General features: G+C 48.1%; 17 protein-coding genes. 6 read left to right on the forward strand and 11 right to left on the reverse strand.

Annotation, left to right across the window (positions count from 1 at the left end):
* Positions 1-152: 152 nt before the first annotated feature.
* The 6 genes from OGY08_RS10320 to OGY08_RS10345 all read right to left on the reverse strand — a co-directional run bounded on the left by OGY08_RS10320 (position 153) and on the right by OGY08_RS10345 (position 8,567).
* Positions 153-1,217 carry a hypothetical protein gene (locus OGY08_RS10320; protein ID WP_286565879.1) on the reverse strand — a complete coding sequence of 355 codons (1,065 nt, stop codon included), beginning with the start codon at positions 1,215-1,217 and terminating at the stop codon, positions 153-155.
* A gap of 1 nt (position 1,218) precedes the next feature.
* Positions 1,219-2,856 (reverse strand): restriction system-associated AAA family ATPase, encoded by a 1,638-nt coding sequence (locus OGY08_RS10325; RefSeq protein WP_286565880.1) that lies wholly within the window; start codon positions 2,854-2,856, stop codon positions 1,219-1,221.
* Positions 2,853-4,394: a restriction endonuclease subunit S gene (locus OGY08_RS10330; RefSeq protein ID WP_286565881.1), complete on the reverse strand. Its 1,542-nt coding sequence runs from the start codon at positions 4,392-4,394 to the stop codon at positions 2,853-2,855. The genes OGY08_RS10325 and OGY08_RS10330 overlap by 4 nt, the downstream gene beginning before the upstream one ends.
* Positions 4,395-4,419: 25 nt before the next feature.
* On the reverse strand, positions 4,420-6,009 hold the full coding sequence (locus OGY08_RS10335) for a class I SAM-dependent DNA methyltransferase (RefSeq protein ID WP_125363610.1): 1,590 nt from the start codon (positions 6,007-6,009) through the stop codon (positions 4,420-4,422).
* Between the two features lie 238 nt (positions 6,010-6,247).
* Positions 6,248-7,510 (reverse strand): tyrosine-type recombinase/integrase, encoded by a 1,263-nt coding sequence (locus OGY08_RS10340; protein ID WP_125363609.1) that lies wholly within the window; start codon positions 7,508-7,510, stop codon positions 6,248-6,250.
* Positions 7,511-7,703: 193 nt separating this feature from the next.
* Positions 7,704-8,567 carry a YicC/YloC family endoribonuclease gene (locus OGY08_RS10345; protein WP_003024052.1) on the reverse strand — a complete coding sequence of 288 codons (864 nt, stop codon included), beginning with the start codon at positions 8,565-8,567 and terminating at the stop codon, positions 7,704-7,706.
* Positions 8,568-8,692: 125 nt separating this feature from the next.
* Between OGY08_RS10345 and rph the strand changes: the two genes are divergently transcribed.
* Together rph and pyrE are read left to right on the forward strand one after the other, a co-directional pair.
* Positions 8,693-9,409: a ribonuclease PH gene (rph, locus tag OGY08_RS10350; protein WP_003024054.1), complete on the forward strand. Its 717-nt coding sequence runs from the start codon at positions 8,693-8,695 to the stop codon at positions 9,407-9,409.
* A 65-nt stretch (positions 9,410-9,474) separates the two neighbouring features.
* A complete protein-coding gene (gene pyrE, locus OGY08_RS10355; RefSeq protein WP_003837602.1) occupies positions 9,475-10,116 on the forward strand; it encodes an orotate phosphoribosyltransferase in 642 nt (213 codons plus the stop codon).
* 66 nt (positions 10,117-10,182) lie between these two features.
* Here pyrE and slmA read toward each other — a convergent pair whose 3' ends face one another.
* The 3 genes from slmA to coaBC form a co-directional block, all read right to left on the reverse strand.
* On the reverse strand, positions 10,183-10,779 hold the full coding sequence (slmA, locus tag OGY08_RS10360) for a nucleoid occlusion factor SlmA (RefSeq protein WP_003827257.1): 597 nt from the start codon (positions 10,777-10,779) through the stop codon (positions 10,183-10,185).
* Between the two features lie 116 nt (positions 10,780-10,895).
* Entirely contained in the window at positions 10,896-11,354 is a 459-nt protein-coding gene (gene dut / locus OGY08_RS10365; protein WP_003827259.1) for a dUTP diphosphatase, read from the reverse strand.
* The gene (gene coaBC, locus OGY08_RS10370) at positions 11,332-12,552 is read right to left on the reverse strand and encodes a bifunctional phosphopantothenoylcysteine decarboxylase/phosphopantothenate--cysteine ligase CoaBC (protein WP_108912454.1); all 1,221 of its coding nucleotides are present in this window, start codon (positions 12,550-12,552) and stop codon (positions 11,332-11,334) included. Before coaBC ends, dut begins: the two co-directional genes overlap by 23 nt.
* 171 nt (positions 12,553-12,723) lie before the next feature.
* Between coaBC and radC the strand changes: the two genes are divergently transcribed.
* The 4 genes from radC to mutM all read left to right on the forward strand — a co-directional run bounded on the left by radC (position 12,724) and on the right by mutM (position 14,998).
* Positions 12,724-13,389, forward strand: coding sequence for a RadC family protein (gene radC / locus OGY08_RS10375; RefSeq protein WP_032945377.1), 666 nt, complete (start codon positions 12,724-12,726; stop codon positions 13,387-13,389).
* Positions 13,390-13,665: 276 nt separating this feature from the next.
* On the forward strand, positions 13,666-13,902 hold the full coding sequence (gene rpmB, locus OGY08_RS10380) for a 50S ribosomal protein L28 (RefSeq protein WP_003024071.1): 237 nt from the start codon (positions 13,666-13,668) through the stop codon (positions 13,900-13,902).
* Between the two features lie 20 nt (positions 13,903-13,922).
* The gene (gene rpmG, locus OGY08_RS10385) at positions 13,923-14,090 is read left to right on the forward strand and encodes a 50S ribosomal protein L33 (RefSeq protein WP_003024094.1); all 168 of its coding nucleotides are present in this window, start codon (positions 13,923-13,925) and stop codon (positions 14,088-14,090) included.
* Positions 14,091-14,188: 98 nt separating this feature from the next.
* A complete protein-coding gene (gene mutM, locus OGY08_RS10390; RefSeq protein ID WP_125363608.1) occupies positions 14,189-14,998 on the forward strand; it encodes a bifunctional DNA-formamidopyrimidine glycosylase/DNA-(apurinic or apyrimidinic site) lyase in 810 nt (269 codons plus the stop codon).
* A gap of 38 nt (positions 14,999-15,036) precedes the next feature.
* On the opposite strand, the gene coaD is transcribed toward mutM, so the two are convergent.
* The gene (gene coaD, locus OGY08_RS10395) at positions 15,037-15,516 is read right to left on the reverse strand and encodes a pantetheine-phosphate adenylyltransferase (RefSeq protein ID WP_003024099.1); all 480 of its coding nucleotides are present in this window, start codon (positions 15,514-15,516) and stop codon (positions 15,037-15,039) included.
* A gap of 8 nt (positions 15,517-15,524) precedes the next feature.
* A complete protein-coding gene (gene waaA / locus OGY08_RS10400; protein ID WP_003827291.1) occupies positions 15,525-16,802 on the reverse strand; it encodes a lipid IV(A) 3-deoxy-D-manno-octulosonic acid transferase in 1,278 nt (425 codons plus the stop codon).
* Positions 16,803-17,197 lie beyond the last annotated feature (395 nt).

A 17,197-nucleotide genomic window follows, 5' to 3' on the forward strand; every position in this document is an offset into this window, starting at 1 on the left:
AAAAATAATTAATCAGGCAAGTATCTGCAAAAAAGTGAGGATACTTGCCTGTAATTTGAAATAATAATATTATATAATTTATAAGCTACGCTTTAGTGTATCAATCAATTTTCTCTATGAGATATTGACTTCGTATGCTGTACAATATCTTACTAAGCCGGTTGAGATACACCTACTAAATCGCGGAGTATCGGAACCACCCTTTGGCAATCTAAAGTACATCGGCGCATCAAAAACCTAAATATCGCTGATTTAAGGAAAGCTAAGTCTCTTATCCCCGAACCAGCAACGTACAGTTCATAACGTTCTAATGCTTCCTGTATATCGTTGTCATTTAATATTTGAAGATTTGCTGTTCGACAATAATTTCGAAAATCACCAAGCCACTGATTAAATGTAGTTTCATCCAACACATCACGTTTCCAGCGTTCCCTAATATGAAAGAGTTCATCCCACGTTTCTACTGCTTCATTTGTCGGAGTGAACTCTATCATCCATTCATTTATGATGGGGCCAGCATTAGCCTCGTTCACAACACTATTATCAAGCGATACTTTAACGGCAGTGGTGGAATATGGGTCACATGCACTCCGTCTAGCGCCATTTTCCTTTCGTAAGGGATCCTGCATATGTTTATAGGCACTATTACAGCGTCCACCCATCGGAGCAAGATTTCGTAAATTAGCCGCAGCAAAGGGATACTTTGAGCGCGGAATATAGTGGTCCAAGTCTTCTTGAGGAGCTCCTGGTGCATCAAGTCTTTCACAGCCACAAAATGGACAAACTCGGGCTGGGATCTTTGCACATAGTGCAATATATTGGCGTTGTCGAACTTCGTAAGCAGTTAAAAGGCCAAATACGAAAGTAAAAAGGGACAAGATTGGTTTGCGAATCACCTCTGGTAGATGTCCTACATCCTCACAATCACATTGACGGCTTAACAGTTCTGATATTTTATTTTGCGCAACAAGCGCTGCGAGAACCTGCTGGCGTTCAACAACAGACAATTTTCGTAATGCTTTTGCGTAAGAGTTTAGTCTGTCTTTGAGTCCTGATCTACTCTCCAATTTTTTACGATGTGCCTCAGGGAGAATATTGGGCCAAGTTAACATTCGCTTTCTACTCTCGACTAGAGAATGAATGTTTTCCACTGCAGCTATAACACTTTCGTGCAGCCAGTTCTCAGCAGCGACCTCGACTGGATAGCTAAACAACATGCTAATCTCCTGACTGACGTTTCAGTTGTCTAATTCGGTCTGCAAGTAGTATTTTTTCGACTGAATCACCCAGTTCTTGCATGCGTTCTTGAATAATGTCTGGATCATCGGACGCTTTCAACTCTTTGATTAACGATATTGACTCATCTGAAATAGGTGGGCGGATTTCAAAACATTCCGCCAAAATTGCATCAAAAGTAGAACCAAAAGTCTCGATATTAGGATGCCGCCACCCGATTCGACCGCTTTCAACATCCTTGTCAAAAATAATAACGTGTTCTCTTGGCATATCAGAAGGGACAAATGGCGAATGGGTTGTCAATACACAATCTTGGATGGATGCAGAGTCACCACCCCTTCTTATCCCATTTGCAGTAGGTAGGTTGAGAATTTTTGAAAGCAGCTTTACACGCCATTTCGGATTAAAATGAGATTCCGGTTCATCTAGGAGAAAAAGTACTTGCGGGAAAGAAACCATACTCATCATTCCTAGCAGTTGAGCTTGCTGATGTTCACCATCTGACAGTGAAACATAGTCAACTGAGCCACGGCCACCTTGCGCGTCAAATACCACTCTCTCAAATCTGAAAACTTTATCTTCGTCTTGTGGTTCTGGGAGACGAGATGCAAAACTTCTTTTCTGTGTTTCTCGTTTAAATCGCTCACGTGTCGTCTTAGGAATTGCTAAATCGTTGAGCATAGCCAATTTGTGCAATGCTGAATAAAGCTCAAGCGCACCAGCCCAAAATGAAGAAAATGCTTTTCTAGTCTCTTCTGTTACGAAAAAGTCGAATATATAGCTATCACTAGTTTCATCATGATAATAACTTGTCGAACAGCGTTGCAGAAAATCGAGATAGTCTTCTAACTCATCAGTTAGTTGGATGCCCTTTCTAGACCTTTTTCGAGCTTTACTACCGGATGATTTCGGAGCTGCTGAATGAGCGAGCTGTACAATACATCGAAATGAATTCAGTGCGTCAACACGAGCATCATTGAGAAGAGCGGCTCTTTGTTCCTCGGATCCAAGAACCAAATTAGCTACCAACACCTCAAGATGTGTTCCATAGTCAATTAGCATCAGACGAGTATCAGGTATAGATCCTGAAGATGACGACTGGTCTAGCGCTCTTTTACCCACTTCATCCGCATAGCCACTGCGGGAAACGAGAAACGGCAAACTTAATGTTTCATTTGCCCCAGAGGTGTATCCCACAATTTTATTTGGTAATAGCAATGCAGTTGGTGGATCAGATAAATCGCATTCTATCCAATCATATTCATGTTTCTTTAAAATCGATATAACTGGCTTACGTCGACCTTCTGGAAGTACTCGGCTTGCTCGCAAATGTACTGGATCTTTATGGCCATCCTGAAAAATTATATATTCAATTTCGAATAACAAATCTTTATTACTTTCACTGCGTTCCTCAGTAGGAACGACCGCATGAAAAAGGGATTGAAAGGCTTCCGCGATTACCTGTATGAACTGTGACTTTCCGGCACCATTAGGGCCAATCAAACACAGCGGCTCAAATGAGTTCCCATAATCTGGAGTATTGCGAAGGCGAACATCTAGCCCATCCAGAAGTCCGCCACACGATTTAGCGGAAATGATATGTACTCGGAGAAGTTTCATTTAGGTACTCTCTTGAATTTCATCATTAACGCATTAGCATCGAATTCCTGCTTTAACCCTGATTCAGAGTCTGCTAGAAGTGCAAATAGTTCATCTTTGAGGGATTCGTAATCGCGTGAGGCCTCTTTACGAAGTTCCTCAAATGTAAAATGGTTCTCTCCCATACTACTAATAACTTCTGAAAGACTTTTGGATGATGGACTATGCATAGACTTCTCCTTAGCAGCTCGACCTTTTTTCTTCTGAGGAATTTGTTTTTCAGTATGTTCTGCTATTCGCTTCAGAAGTACAGAAGCAGGCTCGTCTTGTGGATCCTGTGGCACCAATTCACCGCGAAAAGCTTTCGACAACACTAATGGTATGAGGCGTTGTACTTGGCTACTTGCGACGATATAACTCGATTCGATACGATCTGCTAAATTTTGAAGAACTTCAACACGACGAATGATCTCATCTTGTTCCGGAATAGAAGGAAGCCATAATTTGAATGCAGCGAGTTTCTTTGCATTAATATTAGATTGGCTCACCCCATCAGATTTTACTGACCAGCAATAGCTCCGCCCAGCCTTGCTACCCAAGCAAAAGTTTAGGTATTCGGGGCGTAACATTGGTAAACAGCGAACTCTTATTAAGTATCCTGCATAAATTGCGTCACGTTCTCCTTGGTAAACAGCCGTCTTACCTACTAATTCAGGACTATTCGTTCTGTTGAATAGGACGTCACCCTTAAACAGTCTATATTTATCAATTTCTTTAAGATCGGAAGTGAAAACCAAATCTGACCAGTCCAAACGACCATCCTGAATATTCCCCATACGAAGTACGGGAATTGTTCCTGTTTTTGAAGATTTAGCAGCAGACCCGTATGTGAATTCACTGGCAACATCAGATAACTGGACTATTCTCCATGTGTGCTTGCTTTCATTTTTCCAGTCTTCAGTTAAAATACCGGACGTCGCAGCATCCAGAACCGCCTGCCTAAACCGCTTTAGCAAAGCGGGAATAGTATCCAGATGATTGCTGCAGGCTTGAATACGTGTAAGCAGCTTGTCTAGCAGATTGGCGATCCTGGTTTGCTCTGAACTCGGTGCAATAGATAGTTTTAGTCCACGAATATCTTCTAACCGGATGCCTTTAACTGTTGTTCCGGTGCCCATTGACTGAATCAGTGCTTCCTTATCCCGCCATGCGTATTCGATGTAAGTTTTGTTTATTCCCTCATGTAAAAAAAGTGCTTTTAGGTCTTGGTTAATCGCAACTGGAACTAGGGGTCTAACGATTTTGCCGAGCGACATACGGCTTGCAATTACAAGTGTATCTGCTGGGATAAGGTTGCTCGCGCTAAACTCAAGCGCTTGTTCTGTAATATGATCTTGGGTGTCCGAAATAAAGCGTCCATGCATGTCCTTGACGGTCATGAATGGAATAGGACCTTGGAAATAATCAGGGTTCGCCTTACTGGGTGTTCCCCCACCTACGATAGCAGTGAGCAGCTTCCCTAGAGGGACAGTAACCCAGCCATCTGGTAATTTATTCACATATGCCTCCGGCATTTAAACCCACTCATTTTGTTGCCCCACTACTATTTTCAACAACGTCAAGGGCGATATCATCGAGCGCCAGATCTGCATCTTCTCCAAGTTCCTCGAGCAGTGTGCGAAGTTCGGCGACGGCTTCATTAAGCTCACGTAGGGCGAGACGAGCAACTATGGCTGGTTCATCACGTTGGGCTTCGCTACTTTCTACGCCATCATCTTTAAGCCAACTAATGTTAAGGTTATCACCACGGGCAGCGATCTCGTCACGTGTAAATTTACGCCACCGGCCATTCTCTCCAGTATCGATACGACGAGCTAAGGCCTCAAGACCTCCTTGAGGATCATCACCGAAAACATCTTCGAACTTGTCGCGCGGAATATCTGATGGAGCATCTACAGGGGTGCGGAAGTAATCTCGAGTGAAGGGGGTACGCTTGCCGAATTGAGGCATATTGGTACGCATGTCATAGAACCAAACTTCTTTGGTATTATCTTTGTTGGTTTTTCCTCGAGTGAAAAATAGCACATTGGTATTTACGCCTTGGGCGTAAAAAATCCCTGGAGGCAGGCGTAGGATAGTATGGAGATTGCACTTATGCATTAGATCACGGCGAATATCTGTACCGAGATTGGCTTCGAAAAGTACATTATCGGGTAGAACCACCGCGGCTCTACCACCTGGTTTAAGCCCTTGATAAATATGCTGAAGGAAGGCTAGTTGCTTGTTGCTTGTTGAATAAGTCAGATCGTCACGGGTAGGTAGCCCACCGCCCTTTTTTGTACCAAATGGCGGATTTGAAAGAATCAACGTGGCTGGCGGAAGTTTCTTGCAGTCGTTACTCAGTGTGTCACCGTAAGTTATGGTGCCTTCGAGACCGTGCAAGAGCATATTCATTAAGGCCAAGCGGTGAGTGTCCTTGACTATTTCCATGCCAAAAAAAGTCTGCTCGCGATAATTGCGTAGGATATCCTTGGGGAGGCAGGAAAAATCATTGTGGGCACGCAGGTAATTGTTAACAGCAATTAAAAAGCCACCAGTACCTGCTGCTGGATCCTGTATTACGTCGGTGAGTTGTGGTTTCATCACCGCAACAATACTATCTATAAGATGGCGTGGGGTGAAATACTGACCAGCTCCACTTTTCTTTTCTCCAGCACTACGCTCTAGAAGGCTCTCATAAAGGTCTCCTAGATCATCTCGGCCAATGCTGTACCAGTCTAATGCATCGATCTCTGTAACAAGTTTGTCTAGCGTAGCAGCTTTTTTGATAACGGTGTCAGCATTGGCGTAAATTTCCTGAACAGCCTTACAGCCGTGCAGGTCATACTCAAGTAGCATTTCTTTGTAAGTATCTAACCGCTCGGACGATGGGGTATTGAGCAGATCGTCCCAGCGAATCCCGGGCTGTTCCACCTTTGGCGAGTCTTTTTTGCGACTAATGGCCTTTATAACTTTGAGTAGATCTTGCTCACTGGTCTCTTTCATCATTTTGAGGAAGAGGAGGTAAGTCAGTTCGTTAAGGTATTCGTGGTAAGTTACACCATCGTCACGCAGGACGTGGCAAAGCGACCAAAGTTTTGCGCCAATATCGAGAACAGCATTGCGGTTTGTCATAGCTTTTGCAGCATTTCTTATATAAGGTTAAGAAGAAAACTTTAGGGTAACATTGGTGACCAGCTTGCGTCAGCATTAGTCTAAGGATGTTAAGTCACGGCTAATGCTTTCTTATTCTAAGGTGAAAAGGGTGTAATACTTGTAAGTTATTGTATTATATATATTCCTTTTTTGTGGTTAACTAAAATCAGTATGAGGATATGATCTTCTCTTCAGAGCAAGTAAAGCGCAGAAATCGTCACGCAATCCCTTTCCTTAGCGGTGTCACGTTATAGTCCCCACCTCTTTCTAAAGAAACAAGCAAGTCAGCCCACAATTCTAACGCTTGCTTCCTCTCATCAAAATACTGATAACGGTTATAAATCCCCTCAACACCTTTGATTCTGTGATTCAGGCAGCGCTCTGCAACTACCGGGTCAACCCCTAATGCCGCCAGATGCGATCGCGCGGTACGTCGAAAATCATGAATAGTAAAATTAGGTACGTCGGGGAGGTTACCCTTCACCTTGCTTAACGCAACAGGCAGTGTGCTTTCTTGAATATGCGGAATCATCCGGTGCTGCATCTTTCTTGCTGGAAGTACCCATTGGCTATTGCACGACATTTGGTGTAGCTCTTTTAGCCATTCAAGCGCTGGTGCAGGGATAGGGATGTCGATCGCATCACCATTCTTAACTCGTTCTGCGGGTAAGTGCCAAACCGCTTCAACAAGATCGAACTCCTCCCAGCGAGCGCCGCAAAGCTCCATCTTACGGCAGCAGAACACCAGCAGAAGCTTCATTGTCAGCTCGTTTTGACGTGAGAAGCCTTTTGTCATGGGCATCGCCTGAAAGAGCTTCATCAATTCGTCACGGCTCAGCCAGCGTTCTCTGCTTTGCTCCTGTCCGCCAGCATCTGAGATTTCAAAAGCACTAGTAGGATTGCTTTCAAGCATATGTCGCTTGATACCGTAATCAAAAATACGGCGAGTCCAGCGAAGAACGTCATTGGCAACTGTAGGAGCGCCACGTTGGACGATTTTTTGTAGCATATCGTCGATATGCCAGGGTTTAACATCTTCGATTCTGTGATTCCCGATTGCGGGGTTGATGTCTTTGTCTATGCGGCGGCGCAGAATGTCGGGGTGCTTCCACCGATTGAGGATCTGACGTTCAAAGTATTCTGCTGCCAGTTCTGAAACGCGGAGTGCATGTTTCTCCTCCTCCATCTTCTTCAGCGCTTCAGCCTTACGTTCCTGCTTCTCTCCCGCTACGTCATGTCCCAGAGCGACACGGGCAGAAAGTTCTTTAGCAATTTCCCGCGCTTTCGCGAGCGAAATACTGGAGTAATAGCCAATCAGCATAACTCTGGCTTTGCCCGCCATTTTGTAGCGAAATCGCCAGAATGGGGCGCTATAAGTCTCTGGAAAACAGATATATAGCCCATTCCCGTCAGAGCGACCCGCAAAGTGCTCATTGTTTCTAATCCATGTACGGATTTGTATGTCTGTCAGTTTTCCCATATGTCTCTCATCATCAGAGGGGGTGTACTTAAACGTGTGTACTTAAACCTGAATAAGTACACCTTTAAGTACACGCAGAACACGCGCTGTAGTGATACTTCATGAGACTATATAAAACAAAAAAGGCCATGATTTACAATGGCCTTTTTATCCTGACGAGACTTAATGAGACAACGCGAGATCGCGTGAAACGTTACTCGATGTTCTGAATCTGCTCGCGCATTTGCTCGATCAGTACCTTCAGTTCAATCGCGGAATTCGTCACTTCGGCATTGATAGACTTCGATGCCAGAGTGTTCGACTCACGGTTGAATTCCTGCATCATAAAGTCCAGACGACGGCCAACCGCCTCTTTTTTCTTCAGAATGTTGTAGGTTTCTTTGACGTGGGCTTCCAGGCGATCTAATTCTTCCGCCACATCGATACGTTGCGCCATCAGCACCAACTCTTGCTCAAGGCGGTTATTTTCCAACTGCACCTGGGCGTCTTCCAGTTTGGCTACCAGACGCTCGCGCTGCCATTGCAGGATTTCCGGCATATGAGCACGCACTTTTGTGACTTCAGCACTGACGCCTTCCAGACGCTGCTCGATCAGCGCCTTCAGCGCCTGACCTTCGGTTTCACGCGCAACGATGAAGTCATCCAGCGTACCGTCAAGCGCGGCGAGGATTTCGGCGGCAATGGCGTCCAGATCCTGCTCCTGGGCAGCCATTACGCCTGGCCAGCGCAGGATATCAACCGGGTTGATTTCACCTTCATCGCTCTGCATTTTGACCCAGTTAGCAGCGCTAACGAGCTGTTTAGCGAGTTTTTCATTCAGAATCAGCTCGCCTTGCGCGCTGGCATCAGGCTCAAAACGCAGCGTACATTCGACTTTACCGCGCGTCAGACGCGTGCGAATACGTTCGCGAACAACGGGTTCGAGACTACGGAACTGCTCCGGCAGGCGAAAATAAGTTTCCAGATAACGCTGGTTTACCGAGCGCATTTCCCAGGTGGCGCTACCCCATTCACCCTTGATTTCACGCCGGGCGTAGGCGGTCATGCTGCGGATCATAGACGTTCCTGTTTTTAAAGATGAGATGGGAGGATTATAGCCATCCGCGTCTTGTCAGGATAGGAATAACAGTCGGAAGTCCGTATAATGCGCAGCCACATTCGTTTCAAGCCGGAGATTTTATCATGCGTCCAGCAGGTCGTAGTGCCAATCAGGTGCGTCCCGTCACCCTGACCCGTAATTATACAAAACACGCTGAAGGCTCCGTGCTGGTCGAATTTGGTGATACCAAAGTGCTGTGTACCGCCTCTATTGATGAAGGCGTACCGCGTTTTCTGAAAGGTCAGGGCCAGGGCTGGATCACCGCAGAATATGGCATGCTGCCACGCGCTACGCACACCCGTAACGCCCGTGAAGCGGCAAAAGGTAAGCAGGGCGGTCGTACCATGGAAATCCAGCGTCTGATCGCCCGCGCGCTGCGCGCAGCTGTTGACCTGAAAACGCTCGGCGAATTCACAATTACGCTGGACTGCGATGTTATTCAGGCCGATGGCGGTACGCGCACCGCATCAATTACCGGCGCATGCGTTGCGTTGGCTGATGCGCTGAACAAGCTGGTGGCGAGCGGTAAGCTGAAAACTAACCCGATGAAAGGGATGGTCGCCGCGGTTTCCGTGGGCATTGTGAACGGTGAAGCACTCTGTGACCTTGAGTATGTTGAAGACTCTGCTGCTGAAACCGACATGAACGTAGTGATGACTGAGGACGGTCGCATTATAGAGGTTCAGGGTACGGCGGAAGGCGAACCGTTCAGCCATGAAGAACTTCTCACCCTACTGGCATTGGCCCGAGGGGGAATCGAATCCATTGTAGCGACGCAGAAGGCGGCGTTAGAAAATTGATTTTAAAGGCGACTGATGAGTCGCCTTTTTTTTGTCTGTAATAAAGTGAGATGAGGAGCGAATCCATGAAACCGTATCAGCGCCAGTTTATTGAGTTTGCGCTTAGCAAGCAGGTACTAAAGTTTGGCGAATTTACGCTGAAATCCGGGCGCAAAAGCCCCTATTTCTTCAACGCCGGGCTGTTTAATACCGGGCGCGACCTGGCACTGTTAGGCCGTTTTTATGCCGAAGCGCTGGTGGATTCCGGTATTGAGTTCGATTTGCTGTTTGGCCCTGCCTACAAAGGTATTCCGATTGCGACCACAACGGCCGTTGCGCTGGCGGAACACCATGATAAAGATTTGCCGTACTGTTTTAACCGTAAAGAGGCGAAGACCCACGGTGAAGGCGGGAATCTGGTCGGTAGCGCACTAGAGGGACGCGTGATGCTGGTGGATGATGTTATCACCGCAGGTACGGCGATTCGTGAGTCGATGGAAATTATCCAGGCGAATGGCGCCACTCTGGCGGGGGTACTGATTTCTCTCGATCGTCAGGAACGCGGTCGCGGCGAGATTTCCGCGATTCAGGAAGTGGAACGCGATTATGGCTGTAAGGTGATTTCTATCATTACCCTGAAAGATCTGATTGCGTATCTGGAAGAGAAACCAGAGATGGCGGAGCATCTGGTGGCAGTACGGGCCTATCGCGAAGCGTACGGCGTTTAAGAACTGCCGGATGGTGCTGCGCTTATCCGGCCTACGTAACCCCGTAGGCCGGATAAGACGAAATCGCTACTGCAATTGAGCAGCAACCAATGGCCAGCGGGTGTCAAAATCATCCGTTGGGCGGTATTTAAATTCGCTACGTACAAACCGGGACAGCATACCTTCGCAGAAAGCCAGTAACTGGCTGGCCAGCAGCGTTTCATCCACGGTGTAGCCTTCACCTTCACGCATTCTTTTTTCTCGCAGAACCTGGCGCAACTGCGCTTCAATGCGCTCAAAAAGTTGGTTAATGCGACCTTGCAGACGGTCTTGCTCGAACATCAACGCGTGTCCGGTCAGAATTCGTGTCAGGCCTGGATTACGCTCACCAAACCCTAAAATCAGCAGAACGATCAGACGCAGACGCGCGTTGGTGTCCTTTTCATCTTTCAAAATCAGATTGATACGCGTAATCAGACTATCTTCGATAAACTCAATCAGGCTATCGAACATACGGGTCTTGCTGGGGAAATGGCGATACAATGCCGCTTCGGATACGCCAACTGAGGCTGCCAGCTTTGCTGTGGTGATGCGTTGGCTACCATCGCTGGACTCAAGCATCAGTGCCAGAGACTGAAGTATTTCTTCGCGACGATTCCTTTTCGCAGTTTGCTTTTCTACCATGTTACAAAATACCCCTGAAAATAAGCTCTTGCCAGGCAGGCATCCACACAGCGACCGCAAACTGTTGTTTGCGGTGTGTTATTGCGTTATTACGCTATGGGATACTTTTCTGCGGGTTACTTGCGCCCGGAATGGCCGAAGCCACCTTCGCCACGATCGGTGGCTTCAAACTCTTCCACCAGATTAAATTCAGCCTGCACGACCGGTACAAATACCATCTGCGCGATACGTTCGCCCGGCTCAATAGTGAAGCTGTCCTGACCACGGTTCCAGACGGACACCATCAGTTGGCCCTGGTAGTCGGAATCAATCAAACCAACCAGATTGCCCAGCACGATACCGTGCTTATGGCCCAGCCCGGAGCGCGGGAGCATTACCGCTGCCAGAGAAGGATCGGCAATGTGGATAGCTAACCCGGTTGGCACCAGCGTTGTTGCGCCCGGCGCCAGCTCTACGGCGTCATCAAGACAAGCACGCAGGTCAAGTCCGGCAGAACCAGAAGTGGCGTACGTCGGGAGCGGAAATTGTTGCCCTACGCGCGGGTCCAGAATCTTAACGTCGATTTTTTTCATCATAACGGGTCACGATCTCGTCGAGTAATAATTGGCCCAGGAGTTCTTTACGCTCAAGCGGTAAGACTTTGTCTCCATCCTGCCAAAAAAGGTGTAATGCGTTGCTATCGCTGTTAAACCCTTGAGTTGACAGCGAAACGTCGTTCGCACAGATCACATCAAGGTTTTTGCGGATGCGTTTTTGCCGGGCATATTCTTCCACATTATTTGTTTCGGCGGCAAACCCAACGACAAAAGGACGGTTAACATCCAGTGCGGCAACACCGGCGATAATGTCCGGATTTTTGACCATTTTTACTGTTAATTCATCGCCCTGCGTCGCTTGTTTTTTTATTTTTTCGTGGGCGACAGTTTCAGCGCGATAATCAGCGACTGCAGCGCAGCCGATAAAAATATGCTGTTGTTGCACCGTAGACTGCACAGCGGCTTCCATTTCCAGCGCGGTCATCACATCAACCCGTTGAACAAATGGTGGTGTGGATAACGAAACGGGACCCGATACCAGTGTGACGTTTGCCCCGCGCTTTGCGGCAGCGGCCGCGATCGCAAACCCCATCTTCCCGGAACTGTGGTTGGAAATATAACGCACGGGATCAAGCGGTTCACGCGTCGGACCCGCCGTAATCATGATGTTGAGATGTTGCAGATCGTTGACAGGTGAAAAATGTTCTGCCGCCATATCCACAATCGTTAACGGATCCAGCATGCGTCCAGGGCCGATATCACCACATGCCTGACTACCGCTGTCAGGACCCCAAATGAGCAAACCGCGTGAGGCAAGAATACCCAGATTGTGCTGGGTCGCGGCAGCGCGGTACATCTGCTGGTTCATGGCTGGCAGTACAGCAACAGGAGCAGGCGTTGCCAGACAAATCGTTGACACCAGGTCGTTGGCCATACCTGCGGCGACACGAGCAATCAGGTCTGCTGTAGCGGGCGCCAGGATGACCAAATCGGCCCATTTCCCCAGCTCAATGTGGCCCATCGCGGCTTCGGCTGCGGGGTCAAGCAGGCTGTCGGAAACGGGATAACCTGAAACCGCCTGTAAACTCAGGGGAGTAATAAATGCTTTTGCCGCTTCGGTCATCGCCACGCGGACGTCAGCGCCGCGTTCCCGTAAACGACGCACCAGCTCAGGGGTCTTGTACGCAGCAATACCGCCACTGACGCCAAGTACGATTTTTTTACCGGCCAGGCTCATCATGATCTTTCCTGTTGGATTTCACCAGAAGGCGGATATTTTATCACAATCCGCAATTTGTCGTGCTTTTGACCGTGCTCCACTTTGCGAGGCGCTACGAAGAAGTGAAAACAGTACGTCGATTCACCGTCGGTGTTATGCCACTATGCGGACGCGAGAGGAGGGAGAAGCATGGAAAATACAGGAAGTATGATGCCCCGGGAAAAGCTATTGGCGCAGGGGGCCAGTTCTCTGACCGATGTTGAGCTTTTGGCTCTTTTTTTACGTACCGGCATGCAGGGTAAAGATGTGCTTACTCTGGCGAAAGAGATGCTTCAGCATTTTGAGTCGCTGTATGGCCTGTTGTCTGCTGATTACATGGATTTTAGCTATGTTCAGGGAATCGGTATCGCGAAGTACGCACAGTTGAAGGGGATTGCGGAGCTGGCAAGACGCTACTACAACGTGCGAGTGATAGAGGAGCGGGCTCTACTTAGTCCGGAAATGGCGCGTGAATTTCTGCAAAGCCAGCTTTCGCAAGAGGAACGCGAGATCTTTCTGGTGATCTTTATGGATTCTCAACATCGCGTGATTAAACACAGCAAACTTTTTTCCGGTACGCTTAGCCATGTCGAGGTGCATCCGAGAGAAATTGTCCGTGAAGCGATAAAAATGAATGCTTCTGCGGTGATCCTTGCGCATAATCACCCTTCGGGGTGTGCAGAGCCGAGTAAAGCAGATAAACTCATCACCGAGCGTGTTGTGAAATGCTGTCAGTTCATGGATATCCGGGTGCTTGATCATCTGGTCATTGGGCGCGGAGAGTACGTTTCTTTTGCGGAACGCGGTTGGATTTAACGCACTTTACGCGATCCATCGGGATCTTTGTCTGTTCGGGACTTGAGCACATCGCTGACTCAGCGTATACTACGCCACCTTTGAGAATCTCGGGTTTGGCATTTGGGCCTGGCAATCGAGAGTTCGCAAATACGCAAAATCATTCTTGTTGCGTCCAATGACGAGGCAACATTGAAAGATTAAGTGTATTGAACTGCGATAACCGGGCTGAGAAGCCTGACGAGGCGCCAATACCCCATACGAAGCTCGAGCTAATTTGATTTTTGGAGAATAGACATGTCCCGAGTCTGCCAAGTTACTGGCAAGCGTCCGGTGACCGGTAACAACCGTTCCCACGCACTGAACGCGACTAAACGCCGTTTCCTGCCTAACCTGCACTCTCACCGTTTTTGGGTTGAGAGCGAGAAGCGTTTTGTCACCCTGCGTGTATCTGCTAAAGGTATGCGTGTTATTGATAAGAAAGGCATCGAAACAGTTCTGTCTGAACTGCGTGCCCGTGGCGAAAAGTACTAAGTACTAAGAGGAAATAAATCATGGCTAAAGGTATTCGTGAGAAAATCAAGCTGGTTTCTTCTGCTGGTACTGGTCACTTCTATACCACTACGAAGAACAAACGTACTAAGCCGGAAAAACTGGAACTGAAAAAGTTCGATCCAGTTGTTCGTCAGCACGTTTTATACAAAGAAGCGAAAATCAAATAATTTTCGTTTTGATGTAAAGAAAAACCCTGCCTCGGCGGGGTTTTTTGTTTTCTGGCCGTCCCCATATTAATGAGACCTGACATACCGCCGGAGATACTATGCCTGAATTACCTGAAGTCGAAACCAGCCGCCGTGGTATTGAGCCGCATCTGGTGGGGGCAACGATTATGCACGCGACGGTGCGTAACGGTCGTTTGCGTTGGCCAGTATCTGAGGAAATCTATCGTCTGAGTGATCAACCTGTCCTCAGCGTACAGCGGCGCGCGAAATACCTGCTGCTAGAACTGGCGGATGGCTGGATAATCATTCATCTGGGGATGTCGGGTAGCTTGCGTATCCTTCCTGAAGAGCTTCCGGCAGACAAGCACGACCACGTTGACTTAGTGATGAGCAACGGCAAAGTTCTGCGTTATACCGATCCCCGTCGCTTTGGCGCCTGGCTGTGGGCTAAAGAACTGGATGGACATAATGTACTCGCTCATCTTGGCCCTGAGCCGCTGAGCGACGATTTCAACGCCAATTATCTACAGCAGAAATGTGCGAAGAAGAAAACGGCGCTTAAACCCTGGCTGATGGATAACAAGCTGGTGGTGGGTGTGGGTAATATCTACGCCAGCGAGTCGCTATTTGCGGCTGGGATTCATCCTGACCGTCTTGCGTCATCATTGTCGAAAGATGAGTGTGAATTGCTGGTACGCGTAATCAAGGCGGTGTTGCTGCGCTCTATCGAGCAGGGCGGGACGACGCTGAAGGACTTTCTGCAAAGTGACGGTAAGCCTGGCTATTTTGCCCAGGAGCTGCAGGTCTATGGGAGAGAAGGTGAACCTTGCCGCGCATGTGGCGCACCGATTGTTGCGACAAAACACGCCCAGCGTACAACGTTCTATTGTCGTCGCTGTCAGAAATAGTTTCATTGCTGGCCGGATGCTGCATCCGGCCAGGTGCATTACTTCAGTTTACTCATTAACGCCTGATGGACGTTTTCCGGCAAAAAGTGCGTCACGTCACCCTGGTGGCGGGCAACTTCTTTCACCAGTGACGATGAGATAAATGACCACTCTTTAGATGGCATCAGAAAAACGCTTTCCAGCTGTGGCATGAGGTGGCGGTTCATATGGGCCAGCTGCATTTCATACTCAAAATCGGCTACCGCGCGCAGGCCACGGATCAGAATGTTCGCCTGATTATCACGGGCAAAGTTTGCCATCAGATCGCTGAATCCCAGCACTTCCACATTGCCAAGATGCGCCGTTGCCTGTTGTGCCAGCTCAACGCGCTCTTCCAGAGTAAACATCGGCTTTTTACTGGGACTTGCGGCTATTGCCAGAATCACGTGATCAAACATGCTTGTCGCACGCGTCACGATATCGAGGTGGCCGTTAGTAATAGGATCAAAGGTTCCTGGATAAATCGCCCGTTTTTGCATGACTTGCCTCAATGCGTTTTGGGTGGCAGGTAAGGTTCCAGCAGTTGCAGAAGACGCTGTAGCGCGCCCTGATTTTGATACAGAACTTCAACTGCGTGACGGCCATAAAAATTACGATAATCTGCATCGGTCAGTAAAGAAGAGACCTCTTTCACCAGCGTAGTTGCGTCGGTGACGGTGATCAATCCGCTTGCCTGTTCGAGACGGGCGCAAATATCTTTAAAATTAAACGTATGTGGTCCCATCAACACCGGAATAGCATGCGCTGCCGCTTCCAGCGGGTTGTGTCCACCACGTTCAACCAGTGAACCGCCGACAAAAGCAAGGTCGGCAATGCCATACAGCAACATCAGCTCACCCATGGTATCGCCGATCACAACCTGAGTACCTGATGACGGAACTTCACCCGAAGAACGAGTGGTATAGCTTAGTCCAGCCTGGCGTACGAGGTTAATGGCATCCGGGAACCGTTCTGGATGTCTGGGAACCAGAATCAGTAAAAGATTCGGGAACTGATTTAATAACGCCTGATGGGCGGCAATGATGATGCTTTCTTCGCCGTCGTGGGTGCTGGTTGCAATCCATACCGGGCGGTGAGGCGCCCATTGACGACGTAATGTCACCGCTTTTGCGGCCAGTTGCGGTGTGACGGATATATCAAACTTCAGGCTGCCAGTAACGGTGACTTGATTGCTTCTGGCGCCAAGCGTAATAAAACGTGCGCCATCTTCTTCGTTTTGTGCGGCAATCAACGTAATTCGACGCAGTAGTCTGCCAACAAATTTACCTAATTTCGCATAACCAGCGGCTGAACGAGCAGAAAGACGTGCGTTGGCAATGACCAGAGGAATGTGGCGCTTATGGAGTGCCGCGATCAGATTTGGCCACAGCTCGGTTTCCATAATTAACACCAGTTTGGGGTCAACTTTATTCAGAAAACGGTTCAGGGCATCCGGTAAATCGTATGGCAAATAAATGTGCTGAACGTCAGTACCAAAAGCAGATTGTACGCGCTCGGAACCGGTTGGCGTCATGGTGGTTACCGTGATCGGCAAGTCGGGATAACGATGTCGCAGAGCGCGAACTAATGGGATTGCAGCCAGCGTTTCGCCCACAGAAACCGAATGAAGCATGATGCCGCCAGGTTTTAGCGGGCGGCGATAAAAGCCGTAGCGTTCGCCCCAGCGTTTACGGTAGGCCGGAGCCTTACGTCCGCGCACCCAAAGCCGTATCCAGATCAAAGGCTGAATAAGATAGAGCAATGTGGTGTAAAGCAACTCAAGCATGGGCGTTAGCTGGCTAATGGATGTGCTGTGGATTCTATGTATTTACCCGGTGCTTTGCTATTACTTTTGCCATTCAGGGACCAATTAGACGCTAAAGTGGTCAATCTGACGTGTGATAGACCATTAAGTTACATTCTGGTGTAACTCTTTGAAATTAAAGTCAGGGGCTAGAGAAGGTAACAAAATTGGTTTTAAAGTTGGCATCAATCTGCGCTAATGAATTGATTGGAAAGACGAAAAGAAAAATGTGCTTAACTTTTATTCGTATCGGATTGCCACTAAAGAAGTGGTACACTAGCGCGCAAAATTTTAGTGCGATATCAGTAATCAGGCAACTGTTGAGCTTGGGGCGGTAGCGTGCTTTTTTTTGCTTAACGGTATCGGACACTCTCAAC

The organism is Citrobacter sp. Cpo069 (assembly GCF_030332785.1).
Classification (GTDB): Bacteria; Pseudomonadota; Gammaproteobacteria; order Enterobacterales; family Enterobacteriaceae; genus Citrobacter; species Citrobacter portucalensis.